We start from the raw sequence: 12,502 nt of genomic DNA on the forward strand, positions 1-12,502 counted from the left end.
GGGGCCGGCCGCCGGCACTTCAAGGGCTGCGGCAGGCAACAATACCGCATCACCGCCACTTACCGCCTGGTATTCCCGTGGTCCGCCCCATGGTGGTTATCGGCGGAATTCCCCAGCGTCGTAGCCACCGTCAAGGGGGGTAGCGAGGGGCCGAGCGGATCGTGGCGCCCAACCGGCGCGCGGCGCGGCCGGCCCATCAGGATCGGCTGGAAGAACACCGCGCCGGCCAGCGTGGTCACCAGCGCCAGCGCCAGCAGCTTGCCCATGCTCGCCGTGCCCGGGTGGTGCGACAGCCAGAGGCTGCCGAACGCCGTAGCCGTGGTGGCGGCGCTGAACAGCACCGCATGCGTCAGGCTCGATTGCAGCAGCTTGGTCTTGCCGTTGCGCCACGCAATCACGTAGTAGATCTTGAACGCGACGCCGATGCCCAGCAGCAGCGGCAGCGCAATCACGTTGGCGAAGTTCAGCGCGATGCCGAACACCACGCACAGCTCCAGCGTGACGATGCCGGACACCAGCAGCGGAATCAGCGTGCGCAGCACGTCGCCCACGCGCCGCAGCGTAATCCAGAGCAGCATCGTGATCGACAGCACGGCCCAGAGGCCGGCATGGGCGAACGCGGTCATGATCGTGTCCGCCGAACCGCGGATCGCGATCGGGCCGCCTGTGGCATCGGGCTGCACGCGCGCCATCACGTCCAGGAAGTGGTCGAGCGCGGCCGCGCGCGCGGCCTCGTTCTTGACGCCGGGAGGCGGCAGCTTGGGCGAGACACTGACCAGCGCCTTGCCGTCCGGGGCCAGCCAGTCGCGCACGAGTTCCGGCGGCAGCGTCTGCTGCGACACCGGCTCCGGCTGGAGCGAGCGTTGCAGCGTGGCGAGCGCAAGCCGCAGCGGCAGGGCGATGGCCCGCTCGGCGCGGTCGCGCGTGGCGGGTTCGGCATCGGACAGCTTCTTCAGCGAGCGCGACAGATGCGCGGCGGCTTCCGCGCCCGGGCCGGGATGATCGAGGGCGGCCAGGTCGAGCTGGCGCGAGGCGTTGCGCAGCGATGCCACGCGCCGCACGTCGTCAGCCGGTTCGGACGGGGTTTGCGTCAGCGCCGGCATCATCGTCTTCGCCAGTCCGGCGATGATCGCCAGCTTGGGCGCCTGGTCGTCGGGGATGAAGGTGCGCAGCGTGACCACGCGCTCGACTTCGGGCAGGGCCTTGAGCTTGTCTGCGGTGCGCTGGGCGGCCGCCAGCGACGGGGCCAGCACCTTCACGTCATCGGTGCCGGCCTGCGGGGCATCCTTGAGCGCCAGCAGCGTGGACATCGACTCGGAATGCGGGTCCTTCAGGTGCAGCGGATCGAAATCGAACTTCAGGTGCGGCAGCAGCGGGGCGCCGCCGATGATCAGCACCAGCACGCCCACCAGCACGCCCTTGCGATGGCGCTCGAAGAACGCATCGGCCGGGGCCAGCCAGCCGAAGCCCGGCAGCTCGGCCTCGCCCTTGGGGCGCAGCACGCGGATCAGGGCCGGCAGCAGCGTGAACGTGGTGGCGTAGGCGATGAACATGCCCACGCCGGCAATCTTGCCCAGCTCCGCCACGCCACGGTAATCAGTGGGCAGGAAGCAGAAGAACGCGGCGGCGGTGGCGGCGGCGGCCAGCGTCAGCGGCGTGCCGACGTCGCGCGCGGTCAGCCGCAGGGCCTCGTCGAGGTCGTCGTGCTCGTGCCGCTCGGCGCGGTAGCGCACGCCGAACTGGATGCCGAAGTCCACTCCCAGCCCGACGAACAGCACGGCGAACGCCACCGAGATCATGTTCAGCGCGCCCACCATCATCAGGCCCAGCGCCGCCGTCATCAGCAGGCCGGCCACCAGGCTGGCCAGCACGGCCACGATCAGGCGCGCGGAACGCAGCGCCATCCAGAGAATGCCGATGACCACCACCAGCGTGAGCACGCCGTTGAGCACGGCACCTTCGCTCACGGACGCGAACTCGTCGTCCGCCAGCGGCTGGGGGCCGGTGAGGCGGACGGCGGCGCCATAGCGCTGGTCGAGCTTGAGATCGGCGGCGGCGCGGCGGATGGCCTCGCTGGCGCCGGCGCCGGCCTTGAGGTCGCTGAAGTCGAGCACCGGCGACAGCGTGACGAAGCTGAACGCCCGGCCATCGGCATTGGGCTTCAGGCTGTCGTCGACCAGTCCCATCCAGGACAGCGCCACGGGCTTGTTGGCCAGCACGCCGTCCACGGTGGTGGCGCTGGCTGCCAGCAGCTTCTCCATGTCGCCCAGCTTGATCTGGCCCAGTTGCAGCGGCAGGGTCAGGGTGGTGGTCAGCAGGTCTGAGAGCCCGCGCAGCGTGGGGTCATGGGCGAGGTTATTGATCAGCGGGCGCGCCTGGGTGAGCTTGGTAGCCATGTCGTTGACCGAGGCCGTGTCGGCGAACAGCAGGCCGTTGCGCTCGAAGAAGGCGCCCGCGCCGGGCTGGCCCACCGCGCGGAAGCGCTGCGGCTGCTGGCGCAGGGCATCGGCCAGTTCGTTGGCGGCGGCATCGGCCAGCTCCTTGGCCGGGGCCTGCACCACGGCCAGGATCATTTTGTCGCGCTGCGGAAACGCATCGCTGATGGCCGCGTCGTTCTGCGCCCACGGTTGGTCGGACTCCAGCAGGCGGCTGATATCGGTATTGATGGCGAAATTGCGCGCCATGTAGACGCCGCTGGCGATGGTGAGCAGCAGCGAAATGCCGATCACGGTCCAGGCGCGGACGGTGGAAAACTTGACGATACGGGTCAGCGTGGATCTGATCATTTGCGTGGTGTTCTGGCACCCGGCCCGGCCGGGGCGCGCGGAGGCGGCAGCCCGGAGTATAGCCGCTGGCGGCGGCTTTCCCGCACCCGCCGCGGTCCGGCCGCGCCGCGATCCGCTATATACTGCCCCGACTGGCCCTGTGGCCGATTATCCCTGCATCGGAGACTCATGAACCGACAATTTCCCACCGCCATCATTGCTCCCGCGATTGCCCCCGTCACCGTGGCGATTGCGGCCGTGGCGATGATCGGCACCGCACACGCCCAGACGTCACCTGACAAGCTCGTGCAAACCGCCGTAGAAGGCGTGATTGCCAAGATCAAGGCCGATCCCGAGACCCGCAGCGGCGATCTGGCAAAAATTACCGCCGTGGTGCAGCGCGAGTTCCTGCCTTACACGGATTTCGGCCGCACCACCCGCCTCGCGCTCGGCAATGCCTGGAAGCAGGCTACCCCTGAACAGCAAAAAACACTCCAGGAGCAATTCACCGCCCTGCTGGTGCGCAGCTACGCGGTTTCGCTCTCGCAACTGCGTGACCAGAGTCCCAAATTTACCTACAAGCCGGCCAAGGCTGGCAGCAGCGCCAACGACTCCGTGGTGGCCACCCGCGTGCTGAACAACGGCGACGAGATGCTGATCGACTACCGCCTGCAGCGCGGCAACGACGGCTGGAAAATCTACGACATCAACATGATGGGCGCCTGGCTGATCGAGGTGTACCGCAAGCAGTTCGCCGACATCGTTGCCCGCGACGGCGTGGACGGCCTGATCAAGTACCTGACCAATCACAACGCCCGGGCAGCGGCGTAATCGCCCCAAGCAAAAAATGAAGCCGACTTGGCTACAGACGTAGTCAAATCGGCTTCATTCATTTGAAGCGTTTGCCCCGGCCGCTTGCGCGGGCCGGGGTGCGTTCATGCGCTCAATGCGTCGCTTGCGCCTGCACGGCCTCGGCGCGGCTGCCCTGGGCTTTCTTCAGGTTGCCGATCTCGGCCAGCTTGATCTCCACGTGGCGCGAGAACACGTAGTCGGCCGGGCGCTGCTTGTCCAGCGAGATGTCCGGGGCCATCGCGCCGGTGGTCTTCACGCCGCGCAGGGTCACGCCCAGCGCCTTGAGCGGGTGGGCGAACGTGTCGGCCACGGCGGTGGCTTCGAAGCCGCTGTGGACCATGCAGTCGGCGCACTTCTCATAGTTGCCGACGCCGTAGGCGTCCCAGTCCGTGTCTTCCATCAGTTCCTTGAAGGTCTTCACGTAGCCTTCGCCCACCAGATAGCAGGGGCGTTGCCAGCCGAACACCGTGCGCGCCGGGTTGCCCCAGGGCGTGCACTTGTAGGTCTGGTTGCCGGCCAGGAAGTCCAGGAACATCGTCGACTGGCTGAATGCCCAGTTCTTGCCCGCGCGGCCGCGCGAGAGGATGTCGCGGAACAGCTGCTTGGTCTTGTTGCGGTTCAGGAAGTGCTGCTGGTCCGGCGCGCGCTCGTAGGCATAGCCCGGCGACACCGTGATGCCGTCCACGCCCATCGCCTTGACCGAGTCGAAGAACTTGGCCACGCGGTCCGGCTTGGCGTCGTTGAACAGCGTGCAGTTGATGTTCACGCGGAAGCCGCGCTCCTTGGCCATGCGGATGGCGTCCACGCAGCGGTCGTACACGCCTTCCTGGTTGACCGAGTGGTCATGCATCTCGCGGTCGCCGTCGAGGTGGATCGACCACACGAAGTACGGGCTCGGCTCGTACTGGTCGATCTTCTTCTCCAGCAGCAGCGCGTTGGTGCACAGGTAGACAAAGCGCTTGCGGGCGATGATGCCGCGCACGATCTCGGGCATGTCCTTGTGCAGCAGCGGCTCGCCGCCGGCGATGGACACCACGGGCGCGCCGCACTCGTCCACGGCCTCCAGGCATTCCGCCACGGACAGGCGCTGGTTCAGGATGGGGTCCGGATAGTCGATCTTGCCGCAGCCGGAGCAGGCGAGGTTGCAGCGGAACAGGGGTTCCAGCATCAGGGCGAGCGGATAGCGCTTTTGCCCGGAGAGGTGCTTGCGAGCAATATAGGCGCCAACGCGGGCGACCTGCAGAAACGGAATGGCCAAGGGGTGCTTCCTGTGAGGGTTCGGCGGTGCGGTTCAGCCTGCCGCCGTCTGGTCGGCGAGGCGCGCATCGCGCTGTTCGGTTGTCTTGCTGGCGGGTTGCGCCAGTGCTGTGCCGGCCAGTTCGGCCGGCAGGCGGAATTCCGCGTGTTCCACGATGCCTTCCATGGTCGATACCTCGACCGGCCCGAGTCGGCGTAATGCCGCGATCACGTCTTCCACCATCGCCTCGGGCGCCGAGGCCCCCGCGGTAATGCCCACGACATCGGCGTCCCGAACCCAGGCGGGATCCAGCTCGCTGCCATCGGCAATCAGGTAGCTCGGCACGCCGCTTTCCGTGCCAATTTCGCGCAAACGGTTGGAATTGGAGCTATTTGTCGCCCCGATCACGAGAATCACATCCACGCGCGACGACATCTCGCGCACCGCACTCTGGCGGTTCTGGGTGGCGTAGCAGATGTCGCGCGTGTTCGGCCCCACCAGATTCGTGAAGCGCGCCGCGAGCGCCGCAATGATATTACGGGTGTCGTCCACGGACAACGTGGTCTGCGTGATATAGGCCACAGGGGCATCCACCGGCAGGTCCAGCGTGGCCACTTCCGCTTCATTCTGGACCAGGATCACCTTGCCGGGGATCTGGCCCATGGTGCCTTCCACCTCGGGGTGGCCGGCGTGTCCGATCAGGATCACGTGGCGGCCGGCTGCGGCATACTGGCGACCTTGGGTATGCACCTTGATGACGAGTGGGCAGGTCGCGTCGATCGCGTGCAACTCCCGCCGCTGGGCATCCGCCACGACTTCCCGCGAGACACCGTGGGCGCTGAAGATGGTGACCGCGCCGCCTGGGACTTCTTCCAGTTCCTCGACGAAACGCGCGCCTTTCTGCCGCAAGCCTTCCACCACGTGCTTGTTGTGGACAATCTCGTGCCGGACGTAGACGGGGGCGCCGTGCTTGACCAGCGCGCGGTCGACGATCTCGATCGCGCGGACCACGCCGGCACAGAAGCCCCGAGGCTGGGCGAGTATTACCTGCATAGGGACGGCCCCCCGACCCACTGACGAATATTCAACATTTTCTTATCTTGGTATGCCGGCATCACTTTCCGGCTCACGGTGGTTACTATATACCGGTGCAGAAATTTCTGTCTGGCACGTTGGCTGGGGCCAACACGGGCTTTTGGCTCACAATGCGCGTGGTTTAGGGCCTTAACGGCCCAAAATGGCAATCTGTAGACAGGGGAACTGAAATTAACAATTGCATTTTGGTGACAGGCGCGTCGGGCTTTCTTGGCTCTTCTGTGATGCGGCAGGCCCTCGACCGGGGTTTCCAGGTCCGGGTGCTGGTGCGGGCCACCAGCCCGCGTGCCAACCTCGCCGGGCTGCCCGTGGAGGTGGTCGAGGGCGATATGCGTGACGCGGCGTCCATGGCGCGTGCGATGGCGGGCGTGCGCTACCTGTTCCACGTGGCGGCCGACTACCGGCTCTGGGCGCCCGATCCCGAGGAAATCGTGCGGTCCAACGTGGATGGCACCGTGACCGTGATGGAAGCCGCCCGGCAGGCCGGCGTGGAGCGCATTGTCTATACCAGCAGCGTGGCCACGCTGCGGGTGGCCGGCGCCACCGCGCCCGTGGACGAGACCGCCGCCATGGCGGGCCACGAGGCCATTGGCGCCTACAAGCGCAGCAAGGTGCTGGCCGAGCGCGAGGTGGAGCGTCTGGTCGCCGAGGGGTTGCCGGCGGTCATCGTCAACCCGTCCACGCCGATTGGTCCGCGCGACGTGCGACCCACGCCCACCGGGCGGATCATCGTCGAGGCAGCCACCGGCAAGATCCCGGCCTTTGTCGATACGGGCTTGAATCTCGCCCATGTCGATGACGTCGCCACCGGCCACTTCCTGGCGCTGGAGCGCGGCAAGATCGGCGAACGGTACATCTTGGGTGGACAGGACGTCACTTTGCAGCAGATGCTGCACGACATCGCCGGCATGACCGGCCGCAAGCCGCCCACCGTGCAACTGCCGCGCTGGCCGTTGTACCCCTTGGCGCGGGTGGCGGAGACCGTGGCGCGCTTTACCGGAAAGGAGCCGTTCGTCACCGTTGACGGCCTGAAGATGTCGCAATACCGGATGTTCTTCACCTCGGACAAGGCGCAGCGAGAGCTTGGCTACACGCCGCGGCCGTATCAGGATGGGCTGCGCGACGCCCTGACCTGGTTCCGCGAGGCCGGCTATCTCAAATAGCACTGTTAGATATAGATCGAGATATAGCGAGCGCGATCACGAGCGGATCGGCGCCTGGGCGCGGCCTTTCCACTGGCCGCCCCGGCGCAGCCAGTAGCGGCGTGCCGAATCGAGCGTTGCGCCCAGATAGAACAGCGCCGTGAGCGGCAGCAGCGGCGCCAGCCACGCCGGCTGCCGGTATTCGCGCAGCATTGGCCGATAGCTGACCGCCATCAGGATCCACGCCAGCCACGCCGGCCACAGCGCCGCGCCACCGGCCAGCGCCAGCACGGGCGGGGCCAGATAGGTCAGGATCATGCCGAGCGTGGCGCCGGCCAGCATCCAGGGCGAGTAGTGCAACTGGGTGTAGGCGCTGCGCGCGATCATGTTCCAGAGGCTTTCCCAGTCGTCGTAGGGGCGCAGCGAGATGCTGTCGTCCGCCAGGTCGAGCCGGATGGCGCCGCCTTCCTTGATCCGCGCTGCCAGGCTGCAATCGTCGATCAACTCGCCGCGAATGGCATGGAAACCGCCGATGCGCGCCAGCGCCGTGCGCCGTGCCAGCATGCAGCCGCCCGCTGCGGCCGCGACGCGGCTCGATGGGTCCGCAACCCGCGCGAACGGGTAGAGTTTGGCGAAGTAGAAGACAAAAGCCGGCACGATCATGCGTTCCCAGGCCGATTCGCAGCGCAGGCGCACCATCAGCGAGACGAGGTCGCGGCGCTCAGCCTCGGCGCGGGCCACCAGTTCCGTCACCGTTCCCGGGCCATGCCAGATGTCGGCGTCGGTGAGGAAGGCGAACCCGGCGTCGGGCATCTGCACGTCGGCAGCGGCCAACCCTTCGGACTGCGCCCAGACCTTGCCGCTCCAGCCGGCAGGCAGGTCCCGCGCCGCCACCACGGTGAGCTGGTCGGCCTTGCCGATCGACAGGGCGGCGGCCCGCGCGATGTCGGCGGTGCCGTCGCTGCTATGGTCGTCCACCACGATCAGGTGGAGCCGCCCCGCATAGTGCTGGCCCAGCACGCCGGTCACGGCGCGGCCGATCACATCGGCCTCATTGCGGGCGGGGATGATGCCGACCACGGGCGGCCACGCGGCGGGGCGGGGGGAGGGCGCGGGTTTGCGCACGCGCCAGAAGCCGGCGCGGGCGAAGACCAGCACGCACCAGATCAACAGGGCCAGCAGGGACAATCCAAACGCCATGGCGTGCGTCAATTCCAGATTCATTTGAGAAAGCGGCGCACCAGCCGGGCCAGCCGGGGCACCGTGGTCGGGCGCAGAAGCCGCGCATCATACCCCGCCATGCGCCGCGCGTCCTCGGCCAGGCAGAGGTCGATCATGGCGCCGGGGGAGAGCGTCTGGCCCAGCGTATCGGCCGCGTTCATCGGGAAATTCGCATCCTGGGCGGCGCCGTCCACATCCACGTCGATGCCGCGCGCGATGCCGATGCGTTCGCGGATCAGGAAGAACCAGACCCGCCAGACCTTCCAGGCGAAGGCCGGCTTGCGCCACCACGGCAGGCTGGCGCGATACCACGCCACCCAGTTCGCAAAAAACAGGATATGGCGGCCTTCTTCCTGGATCACGGGCTCAAATGTCTCGACCAGCTCGGCCGGGAAGAAGCCGGAATCCTTGGCCGCGGCAAACAGCCCGAACGCGGCAAAGCTGTCGATGCACTCGCTGTAGCCGGTCACCAGCCAGCCCCATTCGGGGTCGGCGGGCGGCAGGTACTCGGGTTCCGGTGCCAGCGTGATGCCATACGCCTCCACCAGCTTGGCCAGCACCACCTTGTGGCGCGCCTCCTCGTCGGCATCCATCTCCAGCGCGCTGCGCAGCAGCGGGTCGCGCACGGTGCGGGCGTAGCTGTGCACGCGGATGGACGCACGGCCCTCGGTTTGCACGGCGATGTCCCAGATCGGCAGCGAGGTTACGCGGCGCAGCGCATCGGGCGGCAGCACCGGCCAGTCGATCACGGACGGTTTGTAGGGGTTGTGGGTCTGGAGCAGCATGTTGCAGAACATGCGCAGATGCTCGGGAGAGCCGATGCGGAGCCGGTCCGGCAAGGGATCGGTCCAGTGGCGCATGGCGTGGTCGGCCTGCTCCACCGCCGTGCGGGCGATGGTCGCCGCCACGGCGGCGGCGCGCGCTTCAGCGCTGGCGGGGGCAGACGGGCTCGGCGAACTGGCGGTGTCGGCAGGGGCGGATGGCAGGTCCGCGACGCTGCCATCGGCTTCGAAAGCTCTTTTCATTGGCGCTCCGGGCAGGGGATGCGGAGGCCATTGTATCTAGCGCCGGTCAATATCGCAGGCCAGGGCGGCCTGATTTTTTAGGGCGCGCACTGCCGCGAGCGGGTGTTCGGCGGGTGTTCGGCGGATTTTCTTGCCGTTCCTACCGCGCGCGCGATTCGTGTCCGGGGCGGCGATGGGGGTCAGGCGGGAATTCGGGGAAGACATCGCACTCGCCCCGCACGATGTTCTCGATGGTGGCGCAGATGCCCTCGGTGCCGCGCGGCCCCACGCAGACCAGGCTGCGCGGATGGTCGGAATGCTGCGGGATGGCGTAGACATGCATCCCTTCCCGATAGAGGGGATGCCGCGCGAGCCGCTCGTTCATCAGTTCGACAAAGCGGCGGGGGCTGACAGTGGGCTTGTCCATCGCTTTTCTCCGAGGGGCATACGGGAAAAAACGGGACAAAGCGTCCCGTGCCGTGTGCCGCCACACCTTTCAGGCTAGGCCGGCGGCCACAGTGGATCAAGGGGCGAAAATGGGAAAAGAGACTAACCGCCCCTAACAGGAGCCAAACGGATTCTTGATGCGCCTGATGGCGTTATCAATGGCGCATATCTTTTGGATACATGCCGGGCAGTTCACTCGCGGCGCGCTGACCTTCGAGCATGCTGTTGCCGGCCGCCCAGCAGGCCGCTTCCGCCTCGGCCTGCGAGCCATAGTCCGTGGCGGCCTCGATCATGCTGTCGCAGTCGGCACCACCGCATTTCTCCTCCACGACGATACGCCACGTGTAGCGTCCGGGTGGGTCTTCCATCACATGCATCACGAGGGTGCGACGGTGGTCGGCGATTGTCGTGGGATGAGCGGACATGGCGGTTCTCCCGGAGGGCAGGGTTACGACCGGTGGTGGACTTTCAACATAGCACCGCGTGGCCGCTTTGCCAGTGTCATCTGCGGCCGAGCGGCGCGCGCGGCGCACGGCGCCTTCCGCCGCCCTGCCATTTCCAGTATCTTGTGTCGCCTGGGCAGTGGCCGCGCAATGCGGCAGCGCCCGTATTTCGCTCACCCCATGCTCGCCTCCCCGACACTTTCCGAACGGATCGCCTCGCTGATCGCCCATTTCGACACGGCCATCCTGCCCGCCTGGACCGGCCCCGGCTGGCGGGCAGACCTCCGGCTGGCGCACGAGGCTCTCGACGGCGCCACCAGCCAGCCCTTGCCAGACAGGCGTTTCCGGGCGATGGCCTGCGCGCGGCAGCTGTACGTCTTCGCTACCGCCGGCCACCTCGCGCATGCCGATACGCTGTTCACCTCGCTCCAGCACTATTTCGGCGACGGAACGGGCGGCTGGATCTACAGCATCGATGCCGATGGCGCGCCGCGTGATACCACGCGCGACCTCTACACCCACGCGTTCGTGGTTTTCGCCTGCGCCCATTACCATCGCGCCGGCGGCAGCGCGGCGGCGCTCGAGACCCTGCGCCGCACCGTGGATGTGATCGAACATCGATTTGGCGATGGAAACGGTCTCTATCACGCGGCTTTGTCGCCCAATTTCGCGGTCAATGGTGGGGGCGTGTTGCAGAACCCGATCATGCACCTGACCGAGGCCTACCTCGCCGCCAGCGAGGTGACCGGCGACCCCTGGTTCGCCGCCCGCCTGCCGGAGATGGCGGCGGCGGTGGCGCAGCGTTTCGTCGATCCCGCCAATGGCTGCGTGGCCGAGCAGCCGCAGGGCACGCCCGGCAACCGGATCGAGCCCGGGCATCAGTTCGAGTGGTATTCGCTGGTAATGACGGCGCCGGCCCTGTTCGCCGATACCCCGTTGCCGGCCTCGCTGCGCCGCGCGTACGACTTCGCGCGTGCCCATGGTGTGATCAATGACACACTCGGCGTCAGTGCCGCGCTGGATCTGGACGGCACGCTGCAGGACGGCACCCAGCGGATCTGGGCCCAGACCGAATTCGCCCGCGCGCTGGCTGTGAAGGGCACCGTGGAGCAAGACCCGGCGCCGCTGATCGAACTGGAGCAGTGGATCGACCGTTTCCGCAGCCGTTTCCTCCATGCCGATGGCTGGCACGAATGCGTGGCGCCGGATGGCGAGGTGGTGCGCGCCGAAATGCCGTCGACCACGCCCTACCACCTGCTCACGGCCTATCAGGCGCTACGCACGCTCGGCTGAATACGCAGACGAAGCCGATCAATCCGTGCGCGATGCGCGCAGATCACTCTTGCGCAGCAGCGTCAGCAGCGTCTCGGCCGGCTCGGACAACCGGCCGGCCGCCAGCGAGATGAACTCCACCTCCGGCAGCGCCGGCAACTCCTGGCTGTTGACCGGCGGCACCAGCCCGCGCCCCGCCAGGGCCTGCGCCCGGACGGTAATGCCGAGCCCGCCGCGCGCCGCCGCGATGCAGCCCGAATGGCTGCTGCTGGCGCAGACCACCCGCCACGGCCAGCCGGCCTTGGCCAGCGTGGCGAGCACAATCGAGCGCGTGACGCTGGGCTCGTTCACCAGAATCAGCGGCAGCGGCTGGCGCACGTCGATCACCGTGCCCGGCCGCGCCAGCCATTCCAGCGGCCCCCGGAACAGCGAGACGCCGCGCCGGTCGCCTTCGCGCCGCTTGCCGATCATCAGATCCAGCATGCCGGCATCGACCAGTTCATAGAGCTTGCCGGTCATGCCGATGGTGATTTCGAGTTCGACATCGGGATGGGTGTCACGGAACGCCGCCAGCACATTGGGCAGCGGGCCCTGCGCGAGGTCGTCCGAGGTGCCCAGCCGCACACGGCCCTGCAGCCGGGGCGCGCTGAACTGGGATTCGGCGCGCGCCAGCGCCTCCAGGATCAGCCGGGCGTGCACGAGCAGCGCCTCGCCATCGGCGGTCAGGCGCAGGGAGTGGGTGTCGCGGATAAACAGGCGCCGGCCCACGCTGTCTTCGAGCCGGCGGATATGGTCGCTGACCGACGATTGCGAGAGGCCGAGCTGCCGGCCGGCATCGGTGAAACTGCGCGCCGTCGCCACGGTGGCGAAGGTCTGGATCCAGACGGGATTGAGCATCGGCCCATTGTCATCGGATTATTCGATTGCAGTCAATAACGCCAGAGGGGTTCCCGATGGCTATCCCGGTGTTTACCATAGGGTCCATTGTTCCTGGCCACTGCCGACCAGGGATTACAAAGAATTC

Annotated in this window: 11 protein-coding genes; 3 read left to right on the plus strand and 8 right to left on the minus strand. The window is 67.3% G+C overall.

The genetic code is table 11. The annotated features are described in order from the left end of the window. Positions 1-59 precede the first annotated feature (59 nt). Complete coding sequence (locus SB751_RS12150) at positions 60-2,786, minus strand: MMPL family transporter (protein WP_250025874.1); 2,727 nt, start codon at positions 2,784-2,786, stop codon at positions 60-62. A gap of 168 nt (positions 2,787-2,954) precedes the next feature. Here SB751_RS12150 and SB751_RS12155 point away from each other — a divergent pair, with 168 nt between their 5' ends. After that, on the plus strand, positions 2,955-3,596 hold the full coding sequence (locus SB751_RS12155; RefSeq protein ID WP_144196945.1) for a phospholipid-binding protein MlaC: 642 nt from the start codon (positions 2,955-2,957) through the stop codon (positions 3,594-3,596). A gap of 112 nt (positions 3,597-3,708) precedes the next feature. On the opposite strand, the gene hpnH is transcribed toward SB751_RS12155, so the two are convergent. After that, a complete protein-coding gene (gene hpnH, locus SB751_RS12160; RefSeq protein WP_144196946.1) occupies positions 3,709-4,875 on the minus strand; it encodes an adenosyl-hopene transferase HpnH in 1,167 nt (388 codons plus the stop codon). Between the two features lie 33 nt (positions 4,876-4,908). Beyond that, entirely contained in the window at positions 4,909-5,907 is a 999-nt protein-coding gene (gene ispH / locus SB751_RS12165; RefSeq protein WP_211943557.1) for a 4-hydroxy-3-methylbut-2-enyl diphosphate reductase, read from the minus strand. Between the two features lie 212 nt (positions 5,908-6,119). Here ispH and hpnA point away from each other — a divergent pair, with 212 nt between their 5' ends. Further along, positions 6,120-7,112, plus strand: a complete 993-nt coding sequence (hpnA, locus tag SB751_RS12170; RefSeq protein WP_211943570.1) for a hopanoid-associated sugar epimerase — start codon at positions 6,120-6,122, stop codon at positions 7,110-7,112. A gap of 36 nt (positions 7,113-7,148) precedes the next feature. On the opposite strand, the gene SB751_RS12175 is transcribed toward hpnA, so the two are convergent. From SB751_RS12175 to SB751_RS12190, 4 genes are all read right to left on the minus strand, one after another. Beyond that, the gene (locus tag SB751_RS12175) at positions 7,149-8,291 is read right to left on the minus strand and encodes a glycosyltransferase (RefSeq protein WP_144197161.1); all 1,143 of its coding nucleotides are present in this window, start codon (positions 8,289-8,291) and stop codon (positions 7,149-7,151) included. 20 nt (positions 8,292-8,311) lie between these two features. Next, a complete protein-coding gene (locus SB751_RS12180) occupies positions 8,312-9,220 on the minus strand; it encodes a ferritin-like domain-containing protein (RefSeq protein ID WP_211943569.1) in 909 nt (302 codons plus the stop codon). A 256-nt stretch (positions 9,221-9,476) separates the two neighbouring features. Continuing rightward, positions 9,477-9,743: a hypothetical protein gene (locus SB751_RS12185; protein ID WP_144196949.1), complete on the minus strand. Its 267-nt coding sequence runs from the start codon at positions 9,741-9,743 to the stop codon at positions 9,477-9,479. 175 nt (positions 9,744-9,918) lie between these two features. Further along, on the minus strand, positions 9,919-10,188 hold the full coding sequence (locus SB751_RS12190) for a hypothetical protein (protein WP_144196950.1): 270 nt from the start codon (positions 10,186-10,188) through the stop codon (positions 9,919-9,921). Between the two features lie 198 nt (positions 10,189-10,386). On the opposite strand from SB751_RS12190, the gene SB751_RS12195 reads away from it, so the two are divergent. Beyond that, the gene (locus tag SB751_RS12195; protein ID WP_144196951.1) at positions 10,387-11,499 is read left to right on the plus strand and encodes an AGE family epimerase/isomerase; all 1,113 of its coding nucleotides are present in this window, start codon (positions 10,387-10,389) and stop codon (positions 11,497-11,499) included. An 18-nt stretch (positions 11,500-11,517) separates the two neighbouring features. On the opposite strand, the gene SB751_RS12200 is transcribed toward SB751_RS12195, so the two are convergent. Further along, positions 11,518-12,375, minus strand: coding sequence for a LysR family transcriptional regulator (locus SB751_RS12200; RefSeq protein ID WP_144196952.1), 858 nt, complete (start codon positions 12,373-12,375; stop codon positions 11,518-11,520). Positions 12,376-12,502: the final 127 nt, after the last annotated feature.

The sequence above is a fragment of the Cupriavidus sp. SIMBA_020 genome, assembly GCF_046535395.1.
GTDB lineage: Bacteria > Pseudomonadota > Gammaproteobacteria > Burkholderiales > Burkholderiaceae > Cupriavidus > Cupriavidus campinensis.